Here is a 21,838-nt window from a genome sequence, read left to right as displayed (position 1 = left end):
CCCGCCGGTCGCCGCCAGGGCGGCGACCGCCCCCTCGGGGGATCCGCCCGCTGGACAGGCCATGCTATACTGGGGCACGGGAAGGAGGGCCTCCGTGCTCCATCTGCTCACACCCGACGAGATCTACCCCAGCCTGACGGCCGTCGACCTGGAGCGGCTCCGGCGCCGGGGCGTGCGCGGGCTGGTCTTGGACTTGGACAACACCCTGGTGGCCTACGGCCGCACCGACCCGGCCGAGGCGGTCCTGGACTGGCTCCGCCGGGCCCAAGAGGCGGGGATGAGGCTCTGCATCCTCTCCAACGGCCGGCCCCGCCGGGTCCGGCTGACGGCCCAACGCCTGGGCATTCCCTGGATCGAAAGCTACAGCAAGCCTCGCCGGCGGGGCTTCCGGGAGGCGGCCCGCCTCCTGGGCACCCAGCCCCACGAGACGGCCATCCTGGGCGACCAGCTCTTCACCGATGTCTTGGGTGGCCGCCGGTCAGGGTTCGTCACCGTCTTGGTCAACCCGGTGAGCCGCCGGGAGCTCCCCCACACCCGTTTGGTGCGGCTGTTGGAGCGGCTGGTGATGCGGCTCCTCCTCTGGCAGGGCCGGATCGACCGGGACGCGTGGCAGCTCCGCACCTCCTGAACCGCCCGTCCCGAAGGAAGGGGGCGGGCGGTCGTGGAATGGGGCTACCACCCTTTGGAAGGGGGCGAGGCTGTGCCGCTCCGTTACCTGACGGCCGGTGAGTCCCACGGGCCCAGCCTGGTGGTGGTGGTGGACGGGATGCCTGCCGGCCTCCGGGTGGACCGGGAGGCCATTGACCGCCAGCTCTTCCGCCGCCAGCAGGGCTACGGCCGGGGGCGCCGCCAGAAGATCGAGCAGGATCGGGTGCGGATCCTCTCGGGGATCCGCCACGGGGTCACCTTGGGGACCCCCATTGCGCTGGAGATCCCCAATCGCGACTTTGCCAACTGGGCCGAGGTGATGGGTCCCGATCCCCTGCCTGAAGGCCGGGAGGTGCCCCGCCGGGTCACCCGGCCCCGCCCCGGCCACGCGGACCTGGCCGGGGGGATGAAGTACGGCCACCGGGACCTGCGGAACGTGCTGGAGCGGGCCAGCGCCCGGGAGACGGCCGCGCGGGTGGCCGCCGGAGCCTTGGCCCGGCTGCTGGTGGAGGCCTTTGGCCTGCGCCTGGTGGGCCATGTGATCATGCTGGGGGGTGTGGAGGCCGACCGGAACCTGCTGGCCCAGCGGTCGGTGGCGGAGCTGGCGGAGGCGGCCGAGAGCTCCCCCGTCCGCTGCGCCGATCCCGAGGCGAGCCAGCGGATGGTGGCCCGGATCGACGAGCTGAAGGCGGCGGGGGAGACGGCCGGGGGGCTCTTTGAGGTGCGGGTGGAGGGGGTCCCCCCGGGTCTGGGAAGCTATGCCCAGTGGGACCGGCGCCTGGACAGCCGGCTGGCCGGGGCCCTGATGAGCATCCCCGCCATCAAGGGGGTGGAGGTGGGCGATGGTTGGGCGTCCGCGGCCCTGCCTGGCTCCCGGGTCCACGACCCCATCTACTACAGGGATGGGGCCGAAGGGCCCCAGCCTCCGCCCGTGCCGGGACACTTCCCCGCCGGGGGGTACTACCGGGCGACCAACCGGGCGGGGGGGATGGAAGGCGGCGTGACCAACGGCGCGCCCCTGGTGGTCCGGGCGGCCATGAAGCCGCTCCCCACCCTCTACCGGCCCCTTCCGTCGGTGGATGTGGAGGAGAAGGGACCGGTGGAGGCGGCCATCGAGCGGAGCGATACCTGCGCGCTCCCCGCGGCCGCGGTGGTGGGGGAGGCGGTGGTCGCCTGGGAGCTGGCCGTCGCCTGGGTGGAGAAGTTCGGCGGCGACACGGTCCAGGAGATGGAGGCGGCCTTCGCCGCCTACCGGTCCCGTTTGGAGGGGTACTGATGAGCGCCCTGGATCCGGCCCAGCTGGCCGCCCCGGGCCAGCTGGCCCTCCGGCCGGCCAACCTGCTTCTGGTGGGTTTCAGTGGGGCGGGGAAGAGCTCGGTGGGACGGGCGGTCGCCCGGGAGCTGGGCCTGCCCTTCGTCGACCTGGACGAGGCCATCGTCCAGCGGAGCGGGCGCTCCATCCCCGAGCTCTTCCGCCAGGAAGGGGAGGCCGCCTTCCGCCGCTGGGAGATGGAGACCCTGGCGGAGGTGCTGGCCCGGGGGGGCCAGGTGATCGCCCTGGGGGGCGGCGCCTGGACCCAGCCCCAGGCCCGCCAGCTTCTGGGACCGGCCGACGTGGCCGTCTGGCTCGACCTCCCCTTCGGGCAGGCCTGGCAGCGGATCGCCGGCCACCCGGGGCGGCCCCTGGTGGAGGGGTTGGGTGAGGCGGGGCTGGCCCGGCTCTACGAAGAGCGCCGGCCCGCCTACGCCCTGGCCGACCACCGGATTGCGGTGGACCAGCGCTCCGTGGAGGCCATCGCCCGGGAGCTGGCCGCCTGGTGGTCCCGCCGGCCCCAGGCGGTGGTCCGGCCCGACCCCCATGGGCCGGGATACGGCGTCCACCTCCGGCCCACCTTACTGGACGAGGCGGGGGAGTGCTTGGTGGAGGCGGGCTTGGAGGGCCCCGCCCTGGTGGTGAGCCAGGCCCCCCTCCGGGCCTACCAATCCCGGCTCGATCAGGCCCTGGCCGCCACAGGGTGGACCATTCGCTGGCACTGGATGGGTGACGGGGAGGCGGCCAAGGAGCCGGCGGCGGTGGCCGCCATCTGGGAGGCGGCCCTGGAGGCGGGGCTGGACCGCCGGGGGACGGTGATCGCCTTCGGCGGGGGCGTCGTGGGCGACACCGCCGGCTTCGGAGCGGCCACCTTCTTGCGGGGCGTCCGCTGGGTGGCCATGCCCACCACCCTGCTGGCCCAGGTGGATGCGGCGGTCGGGGGAAAGGTGGGGGTCAACCTGCCCCAGGGGAAGAACCTGGTGGGCGCCTTCCACCACCCGAGCCTGGTCCTGGCCGATCCGGCCCTCCTGCCGACCCTCCCCCGCCGGGAGCTGGCCGCCGGCATGGCCGAGGTGGTGAAGGCCCTCCTCCTGGCCGGCCCCGAGCCCGTGGGGGAGCTGGAGGAACAGGTGGAGGGGGGCTTGAGCGCCTGGGAGCCCTTCATCGCCACCGCCATCCGGCTGAAGGCGGCCACCGTCAGCCGGGATCCCCGGGAGGCGGGCCTCCGGGCCATCCTTAACCTGGGCCACACCGTGGGACACGCCCTGGAGCAGGTGACCGGGTACGGGCGGTACCTCCACGGGGAGGCGGTGGCCATCGGCTTGGTGACCGCGCTCCTCCTCTCGGAGCGGGTGATGGGCCTGGATCCCCAGTGGACCCGGCGGGTGGTCCGCCTCCTGCGGCGGTTGGACCTCCCCGTGGACGCCCCCGAGCTCCACGACCTCAGCCTCCGCCCGGCCCTCCTCCAGGCCCTGGGGCGGGACAAGAAGGCCCGGCGGGGTCAGGCCCGGTTCGTCCTCCTGGAGGCGCCCGGCGCGCCCCGGGTGGGGGTGGAGGTGGCACCGCCGCTGCTGGCCGAGGCCCTGGACCGCCAGGCCCAGTTGGGGGCGTGAGCCTGCCAGAAGGTGCCAGGCGGGCCGGCAGCGAACGGTTACGGGCGGCGAGGCCCGTGGGGCCTCGGATCGGAGGAGGCTAGGGTTATGACAGAAGGAAGGCTCCAACGGCTCCGGGCGATCCTGGCCCAGGAAGGGGTCCCCGCCTTGCTGGTCGGCTCGCCCTACAACCGCCGGTACCTAACCGGCTTCTGGGGCACGGCCGGGTACGTGCTCATCACCGCCGACCGGCAGCTCCTGCTGGTGGACTTCCGCTACGTGGAGCAGGCCAAGGAGCAGGCGCCCGCCTTCGAGGTGCGCCGCTTCGACCGGTTCGGCGAGACCTTGAAGCAGGTCTTGGCCGAGCTCAACCTGCGGGAGGTGGGCTTTGAGAAGGCCCACGTCACCTACCAGCAGCTGGAGGCCTTGCAGGCGGCCGCTGAAGGGGTGGCTTGGAAGCCCGTCGGGCCCGTGGTGGAGCGCCTGCGGGCGGTGAAGGAGCCCGAGGAGCTGGCCCGGATCCAGGAAGCGTGCCGGCTGGCCGATGCCGCCTTCGAGCGGATCCTCCAGGTGCTCCGGCCGGGCATCACCGAGCGGGAGGTGGCCCTGGAGCTGGAGTTCTTCATGCGCCGGCAGGGAGCGGACGGGGTGAGTTTCGACCCGATTGTGGCCGCCGGTCCCCGGGGGGCCCTTCCCCATGCCCGGCCCACCGATGCGGTCCTGCAGGCGGGCCAGCTGGTCGTCCTCGACTTCGGGTGCATCGTGGACGGGTACTGCTCGGACATCACCCGGACCGTCGTCATCGGCAAGGCCGACGGCCGGGCCCGGGAGATCTACGAGCTGGTCCTCCGGGCGCAAGAGGCGGCCCTGCAGGCGGTGAAGGCCGGGGCCGATCAGGTGGCCGTCGACCAGGCGGCCCGGGCGGTCATCGAGGCGGCCGGCTACGGCGACCAGTTCGGCCACGGGTTGGGGCACGGCGTGGGGCTGGAGGTCCATGAGGATCCGCCCCGCCTCAACCGGACCGCTCCCTCCCAGCCCCTGGAGGCGGGCATGGTCCATTCGGTGGAGCCGGGGGTCTACCTGCCGGGATGGGGCGGCGTCCGCATCGAGGACCTGGTCCAGGTGACTGAGGACGGGTGCCGCATCCTCACCCAGTCGTCGAAAGAGCTCCTGGAAATCGGGTAAGTTCAGGGGCGGGAAAGGAGAATCGGCTTGATCTCCGTCAACGATCTGCGCACAGGGCTGACCATTGAAGTGGACGGCGAGGTTTACAGCGTCGTCGAGTTCCTCCACGTCAAGCCGGGCAAGGGTGCCGCCTTCGTGCGGACCAAGCTGAAGAACGTGAAGACGGGCCAGGTCTTCGAGCGGACCTTCCGGGCTGGGGAGAAGGTGAACCGGGCCATCGTCGAGACCCGGGAGATGCAGTACCTCTACAGCACCGGGAACGAATACGTCTTCATGGATACCGAAAGCTACGACCAGATCACCCTTACCAGCGAGCAGTTGGGGACGGCGACGGGCTTCCTCAAGGAGAACATGAACATCCTCGTTCAGTTCTACCAGGGCCAGCCCATCGGGGTGGAGCTGCCCACGGTCGTGGAGCTGACGGTGACCCACACCGAGCCGGGCTTCAAGGGCGACACGGCCACGGGCGGGACCAAGCCGGCCACCACCGAGACGGGCTTGGAGCTGCAGGTGCCCCTCTTCGTCGAGATCGGCGACGTGATCCGGGTGGACACCCGGACGGGCGAGTACCTCTCCCGGGCGTGAGCTCCCTGGTATGACCCGGCCCCCTCCGGCAGAGATTAACCCCGACGCCACGGGGGGAGGGCGATCCATGTCGGAGGCCGGGCAGAGAATCGCGTACGCCAAAGGGATGCTCCAGGGCCGGCAGGTCGGGGACCAGGAGGGCCTGCAGGCGGTGCTCACCTCGGTGCTGGAGGCGCTGGAGGCGCTCCACACCGAGGTGGACGGGGTCCGCCGGGAGCTGGAGGAGCTCTCGGGCTACCTCCAGGCGGTGGACGACGACCTCTTTGAGGTGGAGGCGGACCTCTACGGGTACGATGAGGCGGAGATGGCTGAGCTCGAGTGCCCCCACTGCCAGACGCCCCTGGTGGTGGAAGCCGAGTTCCTGGACGATGACGCCGCCGAGGTCACCTGCCCCGAGTGCGGCTACGTGCTCCACCGGGGGCCCGCCTACGGCGAGCCGGTGACCCTCTCAACCGGCGGGGAGAACGGCCAGCCCTCTTAGGCGCCGGTGGGGCGGGCGGCCTCGCCTGGCGCCGGGAGCCCCGTCAGGCTCAGGTCGTCCCCGGGCCGCCAGACCGGGCAGGGGCTGTTCGCGTGCGGGCCGGCGCGCGAAGAGGCCCGGCCGGGGCATAGATTGGAGCGGGTTGTCCGCGGGCGCCCCTTCGAGGTGCGCCTTCTTCAGGCCTCACCGTAAGGAGGATGGCCGTGGCTCCGCTCCTGCCCCCGTCCCTCCGGGCCCTCCTGCCGCCCGATCTGGAACGGCGCCTGCCCCAGGATGAGATCCCTGAGCTGGGCCCCCTCCTCCAGATCCGTCTGGGGGCGGGCCGGCCCGTGGAACTCTGCTTTCCGGGGGTGAGCCGCTTCCTCGCCCCGTCAGGCCGGCTGGTCCCGGAGGCCAGCCAGGCCTGGGTTCCCGACGGGAACCTGGCCCACCAGCTCCTCCAGCGGGCGGCCCAGGGCTCCCTCTACGCTCTGGAACAGGAGCTGCAGCACGGTTTCCTCACCTTGCCCGGCGGCCACCGGCTGGGGCTGGCCGGCCAGGTGATCGCCCACGACGGCGGGTACCGCCTGGTCCACGTGGGCTCCGTCAACGTGCGCCTGGCCCGGGCCCAGCCCGGCGCCGGGCTTTTCCTCTTGGAGGCGCTGGCCGCCCGGCGCCTCCTCCCGCCCTTTCCCTCCCTCCTCCTCGCCGGGCCGCCCGGCTCCGGCAAGACCACCCTCTTGCGGGACCTGATTCGTCTGGCCAGCGAAGGGGTGGCCGCCCACGGCCTGGAAGGCCTGCGGGTGGGGGTGGTGGACGAGCGCTCGGAGCTGGCCGCCTGCCACCACGGGGTGCCCCGGCACTGGCTCGGCCCCCGCACCGACGTCCTGGACGGCGCGCCCAAGGTGGCAGGGCTGATGCAGCTCATCCGCACCATGGACCCCCAGGTGGTGGCCACCGATGAGATCGGCTCGTCCGAGGATGCCAGGGCCGTCCTGGAGGCCCGGAAGGCGGGCGTGATCGTCCTCGCCACCGCCCATGCCGGCAGCCTGGAGGAGCTGGCCGCCCGGCCCGGCTTGGGGCCCCTCCTGGCCCAGCAGGCCTTTGACGCGGTCTGTCTGCTGGCCCGCCGGCCCCGCCCGGGGCAAATCGCCGCCGTCCTCCCTTGTCCGCATAACCCCCGTCGGGGCGAATAGGTATAGTCCCGAAGGTGGACAGACAGGAGGCCAGATCAACGGTGTTGGCCGAGCTGGGCGCGGGTCTCGCCGTCCTCGCCGCCACCTGGGCCGGTCAAACCCTGGCCTGGGCCCTGGCCCGCCGGGTCCGGCTCCTGGAGAGCCTGGAGCACGGCCTGCTCCTCCTGGAGGGGGAGATCGGGTCGGGGCGGACGCCCCTGCCCGAGGCGTGCCGGCAGGTGGCCGCCCTGGTGGGCGCCCCCTGGGACCACTTCTGGCTCCGGGTGGCCCAGGAGGTGGAGCCTCCCGCCTGCCGCCCTCCCGACCAGGCGTGGCGGCTGGGGGTGGAGGAGCTGGGCCGCCGGATGGGCCTGACCCCCGAGGATCGGGCGGCCCTCACCCGCCTGGGCGACCGCTTGGGGAGCTGGGATGGGGCGGAGCAGGCCCGCCTCCTGGAGCGGACCCGCCACCAGCTGGGCGTGCATCGGGCCAAGGCCCAAGAGCGCTGGGAGAGGGAGGCCCGTCTCTGGCGGTTCGCGGGCTTCAGCGCCGGCGCGCTGGTGGTCCTCATCCTCTACTGAGCCGGGGGAGCGCCCTATGGATATCAGCATCATCTACCAGATCGCGGGGCTGGGCATCCTCATCACTATCCTCAATATCTTCCTCTCCCAGGCGGGCCGCCAGGAGCAGGCGCACATGCTCAGCCTGGCCGGGGTGGTCATTGTGCTGCTCTGGCTCATCCGGCTCATCGCCCAGCTCTTCCAGGATGTGGAGAGCGTCTTCCGCTGGTGGTAGCCATGGGGGAGATCGCACGCATCGTGGGCCTGGGCCTGGCCCTGACGGTGGTCATGCTCTTCCTCCGGCGGCAGTACCCCGAGATCGCCTTCGAGCTCTCCATGGCCTATGTGCTGGTGGTCTTTCTGCTCCTGCTGGGGCCTTTGGGGCAGCTGGTGGACCTCTTCCGCGAGCTGGGGCGGCGGGCGGAGCTTTCGGGGTACTACCTGGACGTGGTGCTGCGGGCGGTGGCGGTGGCCTACCTGGCCACCTTCGGCGCCCAGCTGAGCAAGGACGCGGGGGAAGGGTCCATTGCGGCCCTGATCGAGCTGGCGGGGAAGGTGTTGATCCTTGTTCTGGCCATTCCCCTCTTCACCGCGCTGCTGGAGACGCTCCTCCGGCTCTTGCCCCGTTAGGGCCGCCTGGCTGGGGCTGGCCCTCATCCTCCTGGCGGTGGCCGGGGCGCCCCACGCCTGGGGGCAGGGGGCGGCGGAGCTGGACGGGTTCTGGCCCATGGAGGAGCTGGATCTGGCCCAGCTGGAGCGGGCGGTTCAGGGGCTGGACGCGGACGTGCGGCGGCTCCTGCCCAGCCTCGACCTCCGGGAGGTGGTCGCGGCCGGGGGGCCCGCCCTGGATGGGGGCCGCCTGGTCCGGGAGCTGGCCGCCTACCTGATGCGGGAGGTGGTCTTTCACGCCCGCCTCTTGGGCCAGCTCCTCATCCTGGTGGTGGTCGGGTCGGTCCTGCAGCAGCTGGGCCCCGCCGGGGCGAGCCGGGTGGATGAGATGGCCTTCCTCATGGTCTTCCTGGCCCTGACCTACCTGGGCCTCCAGAGCTTCCGGGAGGTGATCGCCCTGGTCAACGCCAGCGTGGAGCAGATGACCGGCCTCATGTACGCCCTGCTGCCCCTCCTGGCCACCCTGGTGGCGGCCGCAGGGGGCGTCACCTCCGCGGGCCTCTTCCACCCCCTGCTGATGACCACCGTCGCCGGCGTGGCGGTCGCCGTGGAGCGTTGGATCGTGCCCCTCTTGATCATCTCGGCGGTGCTGGGGCTGGTCGCCCAGTTCTCCCAAGGCTTCCCGCTCTCCCGGTTGGCGGGTCTGGCCCGCCAGCTGGTGACCGTCGGGCTGGGGCTGGCCTTCACCGTCTTCATCGGGGTGGTGGCGGTCCGGGGGGCGATCGGGCCCGCGGTGGACGGGGTGGCCCTGCGGACGGCCAAGTTCTTCACGGGCAACTTTGTCCCGGTGGTGGGGCGGATGATGGCCGATGCGGTGGAGGTGGTGGTGAGCGGGTCGGTGCTGGTCAAGAGCGCGGTGGGCGCCTTCGGGTTGCTGGCCCTCTTGCTGGCGGTGGTGGTGCCGGTGCTGAAGATCGTCGCCATCCTGGCCATCTACAAGGTGGTGACGGCTCTGATGCAGCCCCTCTGCGACGACCGGCTGGTGGGGGCCCTGGAGGGGATCGGCGCCAGTGTGGCCCTGGCCATGGTCTCCCTGGCGACGGTGGGGATCATGTTCTTCCTCTCGGTGACGGCCCTGGTGGGCGCGGGCAACGTGGCGGTGATGCTCCGGTAGGGAGGGTGGCCCGTGGCCGCTCTGGTCAGCTGGCTCCACGTCTTCATCAGCCTGGTGCTCCTCCTCGTCCTGGGCGAGCTCCTCCTGCCGGAGGGGGCCATGCGGCCCTACGTCCGGGTGATCCTGGGGCTGGTCTTGGTGATCGCTGTCCTCCGCCCCCTGGTGGAGCTGGGAAGCGCCCAGTGGCGCCTTCCGGCCCTCACTCTGCCGGCGGCGGTGGAGGAAGGTCCTCTCGCCGCGGGGCGCCGGCTGGCGGGGGCGCTGGAGGCCCGGGCCCACCAGGTGGCGGAGGAGCAGGTGGCCCTTCAGGCCCGCCGCCTGGTGGAGCTCCGGGTGGGGGTCCGGCCCCGGCAGGTGGCGGTCCGTCTCTCGCCCGAGGGGTGGGTGGAGGCCATCGAGGTGGTCCTGGGGTCGGGGGTGGAGGGCGAAGGGGTGTCGGAGACCGGGTGGAGCGTCCCCCCGGCGGCTTCCCGGGGCGGGGCGGGCCGCCGGGAAGAGGGGCCGGTGGCCCCCGTCACCGTGCCCGCCGTCCAGGTGGGACCGGCCGACGCCCCCGAGCCCGGGCCGGAGGCGGCCTCGGCTCCCGCCGCCCCCGCGGTCCAGGCGGTGCTGGCCGCCTTCTACCAGATCCCCTTGGAGCGGATCCAGGTGAGGCCCTGAGGAGGCGACGACGATGACCCTCTGGGAGTCGTGGCGGCAGTGGATCGGACCCCTCACCGGCGGGGAGGGCGGCGGCGACCGGTTCGGCTTGGGGCCCGAAGGGCGCCGGCGCCTGCTGATCCTGGGCCTGGTGGCTGTGGCGGGGGCCGCCCTCCTGGCGGGGGGCCGGGGGGTGGTTCCCCCGGCCTCGGAGCCGCCCCGGGCGGCGGTGGCGGGTTCGGCCCTCGATCCCGACCTCCGCTTCGTCCGGGAGCTGACGGCGGAGCTGGAGGGGATCCTGGGCCAGATCCAGGGCGCCGGCCGGGTCCGGGTGATGCTCACCCTGGAACGGGGCTTCCGGGACCAGCTGGCCATGGACGTGACCCGGGATGAAAGCCAGACCGAGGAGCGAGATGCCCAGGGCGGCACCCGGCTCCGCCAGGAGCGGCGGGTGACCGAGTCGGTGCGGGATCGGGTGACGGCCGACGGGGCCCCCCGCACCATCGCCCGGGAGTGGCCCCGCATCGCGGGGGTGGTGGTGGCCGCCGAAGGGGGCGGCGATCCGTGGGTCCGGCGGGTCCTGGCGGAGGCGGCGGCCACCGTGCTCCACCTGCCCCAGTACCGGGTGCAGGTGGTGCCCGCTCGGTAGACCTTGGGAGCAGGAGGCGAGAGAGGATGGTGAGGTTCATCGTGGTGGGACGGCGGACCTGGCGGTTGACCTTGACCGTGGCCATCCTGTTGGGCTTGGGGAGCTGGGCGTTCCTGGGCGATCTCACCCGGCCTCCCTGGACGGGCGAGGAGATCCGGGCCGCCTGGGAGGGGGTGCGGGCCTGGGTGGCGGAGCGCTGGCCCGGCGGGCCGGAGCCCGCCCCCGCGTTGCCGGCGACGGTGCCGGCGGCGGCCCCGGTGACGGAGGCACGGCCCTCGGGGGCTGGGCCCGGGGAGGTGGGACCCGGGGAGGCGGGATCCGGGGGCGTCACCCGCTCGGTGGCCGAGGAGGCGGTGCCCGTGACCGCCCCGGGACCAGGCGGGCGGGTCGAGCCGGTTTCAGCCTCCCCCCTTCCCGCAGGGAACGGGTACGACCTCTTCCGGCTGGATCGGGCCCGGGTCCGCTCGGAGCGGATGGAGCTCCTCCGGCAGGTGCTGGACGACACGACGGCCAGCGAGGACCGGCGGGCCGAGGCCCAGCTGGTACTCCTCCAGGAGCTGAACCAGCTGGAGCAGGAGCTGGCCATCGAGAACCTCCTCCGGCTCCAGGGGTACGAGGGCGCGGTGGCCATCCTGGGCCCGGACCGGGTGGAGGTGGTCCTCTCCCAGGTCCTGACCGCCGAACAGGCCAGCCGGCTGGGAGGGCTGGTGGCCCAAGTGGCCGGGGTGGGCCTCCAGGCCGTGACCCTCATGGACGGCCTCAGCTCGGTCCAATAGAGCGGGGCCCTCCCTTCGGGGAGGGCCCCCTCGCGCGGTGCGGGAAAGGGGCCGCCGGGAGAGGAGATCGTCCATGGGGAGCGAACTCCTGTGAGCGGACAGGCCTGGGTGGAGAGCCGTTTCCTGGGGAAGCTACCAAGGGGACCCGGGCTGGGAAGGAGCACGCCGTTGGATCTGGAGACGATCAAGGCCCTGGTCGAAGTGTTGGGCCAGAGCGATGTGGAGGAGCTGGAACTGCAGACCGCCGGCACCCACCTGCGGATCCGGCGCGCGGTGGGGCCCCGGCCCGCTCCGGTTAACGGGCTGGTGGCCGAGCCGTCCGTCGAGACCGGCGGAACGCCCGCCGCGGGGGCCCAGCCGGCGGCGGAGGAAAGCCTCGCGCAGCCGGGCGAGATCGTGGTGACCGCGCCCATGGTGGGCACCTTCTACCGGGCCCCGGCGCCCGACGCCCCGCCCTACGTGGAGGTGGGCGATACGGTGGAGCCTGGCCAGCCTCTCTGCATCATCGAGGCCATGAAGCTGATGAACGAGATCGAGGCCGAGCAACGCGGGCGGGTCCGGAAGATCCTCGTGGCCAACGCGCAGCCCGTCGAGTACGGGCAGCCCCTCTTCGTTTTGGAGCCGCTCTGAGCCTTCCCTGAAGAGAAGGAGAGACGCCCTTGGAGTTCCGCAAGGTCTTGGTGGCCAACCGCGGCGAGATCGCGGTCCGGATCATCCGAGCCCTTCACCAGATGAACATCGAGGCGGTGGCCATCTACTCAGAGGCTGACCGGGACGCGCTTCACGTCCGCCTGGCCGACCAGGCGGTCTGCGTGGGGCCGGGCCCCTCCGCCCAGAGCTACCTCAACATCCCCAACATCATCAGCGCCGCGCTCTTGACGGGCGTGGACGCCATCCACCCGGGGTACGGCTACTTGTCGGAGCGGGCCGACTTCGCGGAGATCTGCGAGAGCCACGGCATCGTCTTCATTGGCCCGCCCCCGGCCGCCATCCAGCAGATGGGGGACAAGGCCCAGGCCCGGGAGTTCATGCGCCAGGCGGGTGTGCCCGTCTTGCCCGGCAGCGACGGGCCCGTCACCTCCGAGGCCCAGGCCCTGGCCGTCGCCAAGGAGATCGGCTACCCTGTGTTGATCAAGGCGTCGGCCGGCGGGGGCGGGCGGGGGATGCGGGCGGCCCGCACCCCCGACGAGCTGCAGCGCCTCTACCACCAGGCCCGCCGGGAGGCGGAGGCCGCCTTCGGCTCAGGGGAGGTCTACCTGGAGCGGCTCATCGAGCGGCCCCGGCACGTGGAGATCCAGGTGCTGGCCGACCAGCACGGGACGGCCATCCACCTGGGGGAGCGGGAGTGCTCCCTGCAGCGCCGCCACCAGAAGGTGGTGGAGGAGGCGCCCTCGCCCGCGGTCAGCCCGGAGCTGCGGGCCCGGATGGGGGAGGCGGCCCTGCGGGGGGTTCGGGCCTGCGGGTATGTGAACGCGGGCACCGTCGAGTTCCTCCTGGATGAAGAGGGTAACTTCTACTTCTTGGAGATGAACACCCGGATCCAGGTGGAGCACCCGGTGACGGAAGAGGTGACGGGCATCGACCTGGTCCGGGAGCAGATCCGCATTGCCCAGGGGGAACCCCTGGGGTATGATCAGGCTGACGTGGTCATCCGGGGCCACGCGATCGAGGTCCGCCTGAATGCGGAGGATCCCGCCCGCAACTTCATGCCCTCGCCGGGGGTGATCACCCGGTTCCATCTCCCCGGCGGTCCGGGGGTGCGGGTGGATACGGCTGTCCAGCAGGGCAGCGTCATCTCACCCTTCTACGATTCGATGTTCGCGAAGCTGATCGTGCGCGATGCCGACCGGGCAGGAGCGGTGGCCCGCATGCGCGCCGCGTTGGACGAGCTGGAGATCGAGGGTGTGGCCACCAACGTGGAGCTGCTCCGGCTCATCATGAGCGATCCTCACTTCGAGGCGGGGCGGCTCTCCACCCGGTTCATCGAAGAGCGCATCCTCGACCGCTTGGCGGGCGAAGGAGGTCGTGGCCATGGGTAAGAGTGAGGAGCGGCTGCCCCGCGGGGCTGAGGAGGGCTGGGAGGACCGGCCCGAGACCACCCGCCGGAAGAGCGAGCTGGGCGAGACCCGGATCGCCAACGAGGTGGTGAGCATCATCGCCGGGCTGGCGGCTACCGAGGTGAAGGGGGTGGCCGGCATGAGCGGCGGTGTGGTGGGGGGCATCGCCGAGATGCTCGGCCGCCGCAACCTCACCAAGGGCGTCAAGGTGGAGGTCGGGGAGGAGCAAGCGGCGGTCGACCTGTACGTGATCATGGAGTACGGGGTGCGGATCCCCGACGTGGCCTGGCAGATCCAGGAGAATGTGAAGCGGACCATCGAGACCATGACGGGCCTTGAGGTCCTCGAGGTGAATGTGCACGTTCAGGGCGTCCACTTCCAGGCCCCGGATGAGGAGCCGGAGGAGGAGCCGCCCCGGGTGAGGTGAGCGCGGTGTCGGCCGCGGTACGAGGGATCGTTCTTCTCTTCACGCTCCTCTGCTTGGCTTTGGCGGCTGCCCTCTTCGCCGTGGCGGGCGGCTGGGATCCGTCGGTCACCCTGGCCCGCTGGGTGGCCCTGGGCGCGGGGCATCCCTGGCTGGCGGGAGGGCTGGGCGGCTTGCTGGTCTTCCTGGGAGGCCTGGTCGCGTGGCTGGTCCTGCCCCGGCCGGGCGGGCCCCGGGCCACGGCGGTGACGGAGACCGAGTGGGGTGAGGTGGCCGTCTCCCTGGACGCGGTGCAGGACCTGGTGGTCCGGACCGCCCGGGGGGTGCCGGGGGTGAAGGACGTGGGCGCCCGGATCACGCCCAAGGAGTCGGGGGTGGAGGTCCGCCTGGCCCTGACGGTCCTGCCCGACCAGCCGATCCCCGAGCTGGGCGAGGCGGTGCAGCGCCAGGTGGAGAGCCAGGTGAAGGGCCTGCTCGGCGTCCATGTGACCGCGGTCCGGGTCGCCATCCAGCAGGTGGTCCGGGACGGGCCCCGGACCGAGTAGGGAGGGCGGCTCATGGAGGGACCGCTCATCCGGCTGCTCGAGCTTCTGCTCCCTTACCGGGGGCGGGTGGTGGGAACCCTGGCCGGCCTGGCTCTGGCCTGGCTCTTGGTAACCTATGGGTTCTGGAGGACCCTCGTCATCCTGGCCTTCGGCGTGTTAGGCTACCTGGTGGGCGCTGAGCGGGACCGCCGGGGCAGCGTGCGGCGGGTGATCCGCCGGTTCTGGTGGGGCGACCACCCCTAGGGACCTGAGCCGGAGAACGACGGGAGGAGCACCGCCCCGAGCGCGGGGCGGCCCGATGAGAGGGAGAAACGGGGGAGCAGGGGTTGGAGCGTCGGCGAGCACGGGAGGCGGCCCTGAAGGCCCTTTTCGGCATCGATTTGGGCCACACGCGGCCCGATCTGGCCGTCCAGCACGCCGTGGAGTTGGTGGGCTTGGAGGAGGCCGGGGCCCGCTTCGTGCGGGAGCTGGTTGGGGGCGTCTTGAAGCATCGCCAGGAGATCGATGAGCTCATCCAGAGCTTCTCGCCCGAGTGGCGGCTGGAGCGGATGGCCACCGTCGACCGGAACATCCTCAGGCTCTCGGTCTTTGAGCTCCTCCACCGGCCCGACATCCCCCGCAGCGTCTCCATCAACGAGGCGGTGGAGCTGGCGAAGAAGTACGGCGACAAGGACTCCTCCCGCTTCGTCAACGGCATTCTGGGCCAGATCGCCCGGCACCTGGAGGGCCAGGGCTCCTTCACCTCCCAGCCTTCATAAGCACGGGGAAGGAGGCGGTTCCGTGGAGGGCGCGGGCCCAGGCCGGCTCGCGGCCTGGACAGGCCAGTACTGGACGGTCACCCAGCTGACCCGGACGGTGAAGATCCTCCTGGAGAGTGAGCCGGCCTTGCGCCGGGTGACCGTGCGGGGCGAGCTCTCCAACGTGACGCTCCACACCTCGGGCCACCTCTACTTTACCCTGAAAGACAGCGAAGCCGCCCTCCGCGGCGTCATGTTCCGCAGCCAGGCCCGGCGGCTCACCTTCCAGCCCCGGGATGGGCAGGATGTGCTGGCCCTGGGGTCCATCGGCGTCTACGAGCGGGGGGGCCAGTACCAGCTCTACGCGGAGGCGCTGGTGCCCGCGGGAGAGGGCCAGCTCTACGCCGAGTACCAGCGGCTCAAAGAGCAGCTGGAGCGGGAGGGGCTCTTCGACCCGGCCCGGAAACGGCCGCTGCCCGCCCTGCCCCGCACGGTGGGCTTGGTCACCTCGCCGGTGGGGGCCGCCCTGCGGGATATGGTGACGGTCCTCCGGCGGCGCCTGCCGGGCGTCCGCATCCTCCTCAGCCCCGCCCTGGTCCAGGGGGAGCAGGCGCCCGAGAGCCTGGTGGCCGCCCTCGACCGGCTCATCGCCTTCGGTGGGGTGGATGTGGTGATCATCGGCCGGGGAGGCGGCTCCCTGGAGGACTTGTGGGCCTTCAACGATGAGCGGGTGGTCCGGGCCGTCGCCCGCTGCCCCGTGCCCATCGTCTCCGCGGTCGGCCACGAGACCGACGTCACCCTTTGTGATTTCGCCGCGGACGTGCGGGCCGCCACCCCTTCCGCGGCCGCGGAGCTGGTGGCGCCTGAGGCGGTGGAGCTCCTCCACCGGGTGGAGCTCCTCCGGGCGCGCTTGGTCCGGCGGGCGGTGGAGCAGCTCCGCAGCCGGCGGGAGCGGGTGGAACGGCTGGCCCGCTCCTGGGCCCTCAGCCAGCCCTTGCGGCCGCTGGCGGAGGCCAGCCAACGGGTGGATGAGGCGACGGAGCGGCTGGAGGCGGCCTTCCGGCGGGCCCTCCGGGAACGGGCCATGGCTCTGGCCCACCTGGCGGCCCGGCTGGAGAGCCTGTCGCCCTTGGCCATTCTGGCCCGGGGGTACGCCATCGCCACCCAGCCCGACGGCACGGTGATCCGCCAGGTGGCCCAGGCCCCCGTGGGGAGCCTGATCCAGGTCCGGGTGAGGGATGGGGATTTGGCCTGCCGGGTGGTGGGCCAGCAGGCACGGCCCGACGGGGCTGGAGACCGGGGGCGGGCAGCACAGAGCCCGCCTGCCCAGGGGTGAGGAGGCGAGAGGATGGCGGCTCAGGCGACAGGGGAGGAGCCCGATCGGCAGACCACCGAGGCCACTCCCGAGGAGGAGCTCTCCTTCGAGGAAGCCTACCGGCGCCTGGAGGCGGCGGTGGCCGCCCTGGAAGGCGGTGAGGCCACTTTGGAGGAATCCCTGCGGCTGTTGGAAGAAGGGATCCGGATGAGCCGAATCTGCCAAGCCCGGCTCGATCGAGCCCAGGCCCGGCTGGAGCAGTTGGTGGAGCAGGACGGGGTGGTGACGGCCGAGCCCTTCGATCTGGGGCCGGGCGGAACGGAGGCGGGCATGTGACGGCGGTGGAAGCGTTCGCGCAGTTTGAGGCGACCTGGCGGCCCCAGGTAGAGGCGACCCTGGAGGCGCTCCTGCCCCAGGGCCAGGGGCAGGTGGGCCAGGTGGAGGAGGGCATGCGCTACGCGGTCCTGGGCGGCGGCAAGCGGCTGCGGGCCCTGGCGGTCTTGGCCGCCGCGGCCGCGGTGGGGGGCGAGCCTGCCCAGGCCCTGCCGGCCGCGGCCGCGGTGGAGGTGCTCCACGCCTACTCCCTGGTCCACGACGACCTGCCGGCCATGGACAACGCCGACCAGCGGCGGGGGCAGCCCAGCGTCCACAAGGCTTTCGGTGAGGCGACGGCCATCCTGGTGGGGGATGCCCTCCTCACCTTCGCTTTTGAGCTCCTGGGCCGCCTCCCGGCCCTGGCGGGGGTCTCGGAGGCGGTGAGTCTGGCGTGCGTGCGGGACCTGGCCGTCGCCGCGGGCAGCCAGGGGTTGGTGGGCGGCCAGGAGGCGGACATCCGCGCCGAGGAGCTGGAGCCCAGCGAGAGCCTGCTCCAGGCCATCCACGACGGCAAGACGGGCGCCCTCTTCGGGGCGTGCTTCCGCTTGGGCGCCCGGATCGGGGGCGGCACCGAAGAGCAGGTGGAGGCCTTGGGCCGGTTCGGCCAGGAGCTGGGCCATGTCTTCCAGATCGTCGACGACCTGCTGGACGTGGTGGGGGACCCCGCGCTCCTGGGCAAGGCGGTCCAGGCCGATGCGGCCCAGCAGAAGCTGACCTATCCGCGCCTCTACGGGGTGGAGGCGGCCCGGCAGATGGCCCGGGACCGGCTGGACCAGGCCCTCACCCTTCTGGAAGGGCTGGACGCGGCGGTCTTGCGGGGGCTGGCCGAGCGGGTGATCCACCGGGTCCGCTGACGGGGGCTCGGGCTCCTGGCAGAACCGCCCTCGGGGGCGCCATTGACCCGCCCGTCGGCAAGATGCTAGAATACTCTAGGATTGAAATGTGCATCGACGGGTGGCGCAGTATCCTAGTCGGGCACGGAGCATCTGAAGACGGGCCTAAAAATCCGTCAAAGGGCACATCGATGAAGTCCCTGGTGGTGGCCTTGGACGCCCAGTCCGGGGTTGCGGCTGGGGGTTAAGGAGGCGGGGCAGCCTGCAAGGGCATGCAGGTCCTGACCCTGGCTCCGCGGAGACCCAAGATCGTGGGGAACCGGAAGCCTGTGCGGATGGGGAACTACGGCTTGGGAGATGAACCTGCATCGTCGGTACGAGGGGCCGGGAGGCACCGAGTGCTGGGTGCAGTGTAGCCTGCCTTGAGCGGGTGGAGAGGGAGAGCGGGTTCAGGCGGGTCTCCGAAGGCCAAGGAGGCCCGACCGGTGCCGCTTGAAACTCCACTTGCAAGAGAGGCTAGGATGTTCCGGAACCGTCGGGGAAAACCTCTAGGCTGTTCCGTTCGGAGGCACGCCGAGGATTGCGGTGTGGACTAAGTGGTAATCCAGCCCTGCTGGTGGCGACACGGCAGAGCGGTCGCAAAGGGGAAACCGCCGTGGCGGCGACGCTGCGGAGGACCGTTGGGAAAACCTGCTGGACCTAAGCCACAATGTTTACTCGGCGTGCTGCCACCCGTCGAGCTTTTTTTATGACGTCTGTTCGGGTCGGTGATCACTTGCCTCCTGCCTTACGCCGCTTCTTAACCGTTGGAGCGGGTGCCTTCTTCCTCTCTTTGGTTCTCAGCTCGGTCAGCGATGAGGTTCTGCAGCGGGTCGACCTGACCTTGGCTGTGGTCCTCCTCCTGGTGGTGATCGCCCTGGGCGTGCTCTTCGACATGCTCGGGGTGGCCGCGTCCGCCTCCCGGGAGGCGCCCCTGCACGCCATGGCCGCCGATCGGGTGCCCGGCGCGGCGGAGGCCATCAGCCTCGTCCGGAACGCCGCCAAGGTCTCTTCCTTCTCCCAGGACGTGGTGGGCGATGTGGCCGGGACCCTCTCGGGCGCCATCGCCACCACCATCGTCTACGGGGTGGCCCAGCGGTACCCAGAGCTCGCCCGGCTGCCCCTCACCCCGCTCCTGGTGGCCCTGGTGGCCGCCCTCACCATCGGTGGCAAGGCGGCGGAGAAAGAGTTCGCCCTCAGGCGCTGGGAGCGGATTCTCCTCCTGGCCGGGCGCCTGATCCGGTTCAGCCGCCGGCTGACGGGCTGGAGCCGGGGCTCCCAGCGTGTGGCCTCCTCATCGCGGAGGAACGGTAGGAAGAAGAGGGTGACGCGTCAAAGCCGGCAAGGCAGAAAGTGAGGGAGACGCGTGGGCCGCATCTTGGAGACCATCGACGGACCGGCGGACTTGAAGAAGCTGTCCTTGAGCCAGTTGTACCAGCTGGCGGCGGAGATTCGGGAGGAGCTGGTGGAGACCGTCTCCCAGACGGGAGGCCACCTGGGCCCCAACCTGGGCGTGGTGGAGCTCACCTTGGCCCTCCACACCGTCCTGGAGAGCCCCCGGGACCGGATCGTCTGGGATGTGGGCCACCAGGCCTACGTGCACAAGCTGGTGACGGGCCGCCGGGAGCGCTTCCGCACCCTCCGGCAGGAGGGGGGCCTGAGCGGCTTCACCCGGCGGAGTGAGAGCCCCCACGATCCCTTCGGGGCGGGGCACGCCAGCACCGCCGTCTCCGCCGCGCTGGGGATGGCCCTGGCCCGGGACGCCCTGGGGGAGACCTACGCGGTGGTGGCCGTGGTGGGGGATGGGGCCCTCACGGGCGGCATGGCGTACGAAGCCCTCAACAACGCCGGGACCCTGGGGACCGACCTGGTGGTGGTCCTGAACGACAACGAGATGTCCATCGCGCCCAACGTGGGGGCCATCGCCCGCTACCTCACCCGCTTGCGGCTGGCGCCCACCACCCGCCGGGCCAAGGAGGACGTGGAGCGGCTGCTGGCCCAGATCCCCGCCGTGGGCGAGACCATGCTCCGCATGGGTGGGCGCATGAAGGAGAGCCTGAAGCACCTCCTCTTGCCCGGGACCCTCTTCGAGGAGCTGGGCTTCAGCTACTACGGGCCCCTGGACGGCCACGACATCGCCACCCTCCAGACCACCCTGCGGGATGCCATCGCCCACGGGGGCCCCGTGCTCATCCACGTGGTCACCCAGAAGGGGAAGGGCTACCGCCCGGCGGAGGAGAACCCCGCGGCCTACCACGGCCTGGGGCCCTTCACCCCCTACTGGAAGGCGGAGAAGGTGGAGCCGGCGGCCACCGTCGAGCGGCCCAAACCCCCCTCCTTCTCCAAGGTCTTCGCTTCCAGCCTGGTTGCCCTCGCCCGGCGGGACCCCCGGGTGGTGGCCATCACCGCCGCCATGCCCGACGGCACGGGCTTGAGCGCGTTCCAGAAGGCCTTCCCCGACCGGTTCTTTGACGTGGGCATCGCGGAGCAGCACGCGGTCACCATGGCCGCCGGCATGAGCACCGCGGGCCTCCGGCCGGTGGTGGCCATCTACTCCACCTTCCTCCAGCGGGCGTACGATCAGGTGATCCACGACGTCTGCATCCAAAACCTGCCCGTCACCTTCGCCCTGGACCGGGCGGGCCTGGTGGGGGAGGACGGGCCGACCCACCACGGCGTCTTCGATGTGGCCTTCCTGCGCTGCATCCCCAACCTGACGGTGATGGCCCCCAAGGACGGCCCGGAGCTCCAGGCCATGCTGGCCACCGCCCTCCAGCTCGAGGGCCCCGCCGCTATCCGCTACCCCAAGGGGAGCTGCCCCCTGCCCCAGGGGAGGGTGCTCGATCTGGAACGGGTGGCCGAGCCGCTGCCCGTGGGCAAGGCGGAGCTGCTCCGGCCGGGGGCGGACGTGGCCATCCTCGCCCTGGGGCCTCTGGTTTGGCCGGCCCTGGAGGCGGCCGAGGCCCTGGCGGCCGAAGGGGTGCAGGCGGCCGTTCTCAACGTGCGGTTCGTCAAGCCCTTGGATGAGGAGCAGATCCTGGCCCTGGCCCGCCGGACGGGGCGGGTGGTCACCGTGGAGGATGGGGTCCGCATGGGCGGCCTGGGGAGCGCGGTGCTGGAGCTCCTGGCCGATCACCAGGTGCCCGCCCGGGTGGCCCGCCTGGGGGTGGCCGACCGCTTCGTGGAGCACGGCACCCAGGAGCGCCTCCGGGAGCAGCAGGGGCTGTCGGCGGAGGGGATCGCCGCGGCGGCCCGGCAACTGGTCAAGGTGGTCAGCCCTCCGGCCTGGCGGCGGGAGGCCGGGCAGACCCCCTCGTGAAGGGCGGGCAGCGGCTGGATCTCCGCCTGGTGGAGGCGGGCCTCTTTCCCTCCCGGGAGCAGGCTCGGAGGGCGATCCTGGCCGGGGAGATCCAGGTTGATGGGCGGACGGTGAGCGTGCCCGGCTACCGGGTTCCCGACGGGGCCCAGCTGGTCTGGGCGGGTCGGCCGCCCCGGTTTGTCAGCCGGGGCGGCGAAAAGCTGGACCATGCCCTGGAGGTCTTCGGCATCGGGGTGGACGGGCTGACCTGCCTCGACGTGGGGGCCTCCACCGGCGGGTTCACCGACTGCCTCCTCCAGCGGGGGGCCCGCCGGGTGTACGCGGTGGACGTGGGCTACGGCCAGCTGGCCTGGAAGCTCCGGCAGGATTCCCGGGTGGTGGTGCTGGAGCGGACCAACATCCGCCACCTGGAGCGGGAGGCCATCCCCGAGGCCGTCGACCTGGTGACGGTGGATGTCTCCTTCATCTCCGTCACCCTCTTCCTCGACCGGCTCCTCACCTTCCTGAGCCCTGAGGGCCACCTGGTCATCCTGGTCAAACCCCAGTTTGAGGCGGGGCGGGAGGCGGTGGGGAAGGGGGGCGTGGTCCGCTCCCCCCAGGTCCACCGCCAGGTGATCGAGAAGGTGTGGGAGGCGGCCCGGACGGTGGGTCTGGCCGTCCACGGGCTCACCCCGTCGCCCCTTCTGGGACCGGCGGGGAATCGGGAGTTCTTCCTCTGGCTGCGGCCGGCGGCCGGCTCAGCCTGCCCCCCGCCCGATGAGGCCCTGATCCGGGCGGCGGTCCAGCCTCCGGCTGAAGGAGGGGGCCGCCTCCGCCCCGAACTGTAATTC

Annotated in this window: 26 protein-coding genes; all 26 read left to right on the top strand. The window is 71.9% G+C overall.

What is annotated here, in order from left to right; translation table 11 throughout:
• Nucleotides 1–94 precede the first annotated feature (94 nt).
• The 26 genes from FWJ67_RS04430 (at nucleotide 95) to FWJ67_RS04305 (ending at nucleotide 21,835) form a co-directional block, all read left to right on the top strand.
• Nucleotides 95–628 carry a YqeG family HAD IIIA-type phosphatase gene (locus tag FWJ67_RS04430; protein WP_414482075.1) on the top strand — a complete coding sequence of 178 codons (534 nt, stop codon included), beginning with the start codon at nucleotides 95–97 and terminating at the stop codon, nucleotides 626–628.
• 72 nt (nucleotides 629–700) lie between these two features.
• Nucleotides 701–1,924, top strand: a complete 1,224-nt coding sequence (aroC, locus tag FWJ67_RS04425; protein WP_304175165.1) for a chorismate synthase — start codon at nucleotides 701–703, stop codon at nucleotides 1,922–1,924.
• On the top strand, nucleotides 1,924–3,573 hold the full coding sequence (gene aroB, locus FWJ67_RS04420; RefSeq protein WP_414482073.1) for a 3-dehydroquinate synthase: 1,650 nt from the start codon (nucleotides 1,924–1,926) through the stop codon (nucleotides 3,571–3,573). Before aroC ends, aroB begins: the two co-directional genes overlap by 1 nt.
• A gap of 87 nt (nucleotides 3,574–3,660) precedes the next feature.
• Nucleotides 3,661–4,737 (top strand): M24 family metallopeptidase, encoded by a 1,077-nt coding sequence (locus FWJ67_RS04415; protein WP_304175171.1) that lies wholly within the window; start codon nucleotides 3,661–3,663, stop codon nucleotides 4,735–4,737.
• Nucleotides 4,738–4,764: 27 nt separating this feature from the next.
• A complete protein-coding gene (gene efp / locus FWJ67_RS04410) occupies nucleotides 4,765–5,322 on the top strand; it encodes an elongation factor P (RefSeq protein WP_414482072.1) in 558 nt (185 codons plus the stop codon).
• 67 nt (nucleotides 5,323–5,389) lie between these two features.
• On the top strand, nucleotides 5,390–5,803 hold the full coding sequence (locus FWJ67_RS04405) for a CD1247 N-terminal domain-containing protein (protein ID WP_414482071.1): 414 nt from the start codon (nucleotides 5,390–5,392) through the stop codon (nucleotides 5,801–5,803).
• 203 nt (nucleotides 5,804–6,006) lie between these two features.
• A complete protein-coding gene (locus FWJ67_RS04400; protein ID WP_304174405.1) occupies nucleotides 6,007–6,978 on the top strand; it encodes an AAA family ATPase in 972 nt (323 codons plus the stop codon).
• 41 nt (nucleotides 6,979–7,019) lie between these two features.
• Nucleotides 7,020–7,538, top strand: a complete 519-nt coding sequence (locus tag FWJ67_RS04395) for a stage III sporulation protein AB (protein WP_304174407.1) — start codon at nucleotides 7,020–7,022, stop codon at nucleotides 7,536–7,538.
• 16 nt (nucleotides 7,539–7,554) lie between these two features.
• Entirely contained in the window at nucleotides 7,555–7,752 is a 198-nt protein-coding gene (gene spoIIIAC, locus FWJ67_RS04390) for a stage III sporulation protein AC (RefSeq protein ID WP_304174409.1), read from the top strand.
• Nucleotides 7,753–7,754: 2 nt separating this feature from the next.
• Nucleotides 7,755–8,147 carry a stage III sporulation protein AD gene (gene spoIIIAD / locus FWJ67_RS04385; RefSeq protein ID WP_304174411.1) on the top strand — a complete coding sequence of 131 codons (393 nt, stop codon included), beginning with the start codon at nucleotides 7,755–7,757 and terminating at the stop codon, nucleotides 8,145–8,147.
• A gap of 97 nt (nucleotides 8,148–8,244) precedes the next feature.
• Nucleotides 8,245–9,300 carry a stage III sporulation protein AE gene (gene spoIIIAE, locus FWJ67_RS04380; RefSeq protein ID WP_304174413.1) on the top strand — a complete coding sequence of 352 codons (1,056 nt, stop codon included), beginning with the start codon at nucleotides 8,245–8,247 and terminating at the stop codon, nucleotides 9,298–9,300.
• A gap of 12 nt (nucleotides 9,301–9,312) precedes the next feature.
• On the top strand, nucleotides 9,313–9,960 hold the full coding sequence (locus FWJ67_RS04375; RefSeq protein ID WP_304174415.1) for a stage III sporulation protein AF: 648 nt from the start codon (nucleotides 9,313–9,315) through the stop codon (nucleotides 9,958–9,960).
• Between the two features lie 13 nt (nucleotides 9,961–9,973).
• Entirely contained in the window at nucleotides 9,974–10,588 is a 615-nt protein-coding gene (locus FWJ67_RS04370; RefSeq protein WP_414482597.1) for a hypothetical protein, read from the top strand.
• Nucleotides 10,589–10,614: 26 nt separating this feature from the next.
• Nucleotides 10,615–11,364 carry a SpoIIIAH-like family protein gene (locus tag FWJ67_RS04365; RefSeq protein ID WP_304174419.1) on the top strand — a complete coding sequence of 250 codons (750 nt, stop codon included), beginning with the start codon at nucleotides 10,615–10,617 and terminating at the stop codon, nucleotides 11,362–11,364.
• A 168-nt stretch (nucleotides 11,365–11,532) separates the two neighbouring features.
• Nucleotides 11,533–11,994: an acetyl-CoA carboxylase biotin carboxyl carrier protein gene (accB, locus tag FWJ67_RS04360; protein WP_304174421.1), complete on the top strand. Its 462-nt coding sequence runs from the start codon at nucleotides 11,533–11,535 to the stop codon at nucleotides 11,992–11,994.
• A gap of 29 nt (nucleotides 11,995–12,023) precedes the next feature.
• Nucleotides 12,024–13,403: an acetyl-CoA carboxylase biotin carboxylase subunit gene (accC, locus tag FWJ67_RS04355; RefSeq protein ID WP_414482248.1), complete on the top strand. Its 1,380-nt coding sequence runs from the start codon at nucleotides 12,024–12,026 to the stop codon at nucleotides 13,401–13,403.
• On the top strand, nucleotides 13,396–13,848 hold the full coding sequence (locus FWJ67_RS04350) for an Asp23/Gls24 family envelope stress response protein (protein ID WP_304172231.1): 453 nt from the start codon (nucleotides 13,396–13,398) through the stop codon (nucleotides 13,846–13,848). The genes accC and FWJ67_RS04350 overlap by 8 nt, the downstream gene beginning before the upstream one ends.
• The gene (gene amaP / locus FWJ67_RS04345; RefSeq protein ID WP_414482247.1) at nucleotides 13,845–14,390 is read left to right on the top strand and encodes an alkaline shock response membrane anchor protein AmaP; all 546 of its coding nucleotides are present in this window, start codon (nucleotides 13,845–13,847) and stop codon (nucleotides 14,388–14,390) included. Before FWJ67_RS04350 ends, amaP begins: the two co-directional genes overlap by 4 nt.
• Before the next feature lie 12 nt (nucleotides 14,391–14,402).
• Nucleotides 14,403–14,633, top strand: a complete 231-nt coding sequence (locus FWJ67_RS04340) for a DUF2273 domain-containing protein (RefSeq protein WP_304172235.1) — start codon at nucleotides 14,403–14,405, stop codon at nucleotides 14,631–14,633.
• 83 nt (nucleotides 14,634–14,716) lie between these two features.
• Nucleotides 14,717–15,148, top strand: a complete 432-nt coding sequence (gene nusB, locus FWJ67_RS04335) for a transcription antitermination factor NusB (RefSeq protein WP_304172237.1) — start codon at nucleotides 14,717–14,719, stop codon at nucleotides 15,146–15,148.
• A gap of 22 nt (nucleotides 15,149–15,170) precedes the next feature.
• Nucleotides 15,171–16,463, top strand: a complete 1,293-nt coding sequence (gene xseA / locus FWJ67_RS04330; protein WP_304172239.1) for an exodeoxyribonuclease VII large subunit — start codon at nucleotides 15,171–15,173, stop codon at nucleotides 16,461–16,463.
• Between the two features lie 12 nt (nucleotides 16,464–16,475).
• The gene (gene xseB, locus FWJ67_RS04325) at nucleotides 16,476–16,778 is read left to right on the top strand and encodes an exodeoxyribonuclease VII small subunit (protein ID WP_304172241.1); all 303 of its coding nucleotides are present in this window, start codon (nucleotides 16,476–16,478) and stop codon (nucleotides 16,776–16,778) included.
• A complete protein-coding gene (locus FWJ67_RS04320; RefSeq protein ID WP_304172244.1) occupies nucleotides 16,775–17,671 on the top strand; it encodes a polyprenyl synthetase family protein in 897 nt (298 codons plus the stop codon). The genes xseB and FWJ67_RS04320 overlap by 4 nt, the downstream gene beginning before the upstream one ends.
• An 811-nt stretch (nucleotides 17,672–18,482) precedes the next feature.
• Nucleotides 18,483–19,046 (top strand): hypothetical protein, encoded by a 564-nt coding sequence (locus FWJ67_RS04315; RefSeq protein ID WP_414482246.1) that lies wholly within the window; start codon nucleotides 18,483–18,485, stop codon nucleotides 19,044–19,046.
• A 9-nt stretch (nucleotides 19,047–19,055) separates the two neighbouring features.
• Entirely contained in the window at nucleotides 19,056–21,008 is a 1,953-nt protein-coding gene (gene dxs, locus FWJ67_RS04310; RefSeq protein ID WP_304172248.1) for a 1-deoxy-D-xylulose-5-phosphate synthase, read from the top strand.
• Nucleotides 21,005–21,835: a TlyA family RNA methyltransferase gene (locus tag FWJ67_RS04305; protein WP_304172251.1), complete on the top strand. Its 831-nt coding sequence runs from the start codon at nucleotides 21,005–21,007 to the stop codon at nucleotides 21,833–21,835. Before dxs ends, FWJ67_RS04305 begins: the two co-directional genes overlap by 4 nt.
• Nucleotides 21,836–21,838: the final 3 nt, after the last annotated feature.

Origin of the sequence: Limnochorda sp., from assembly GCF_047459355.1 — a bacterium.
GTDB lineage: Bacteria > Bacillota > Limnochordia > Limnochordales > Limnochordaceae > Limnochorda.
This window is presented reverse-complemented; position numbering and strand designations above follow the sequence as displayed.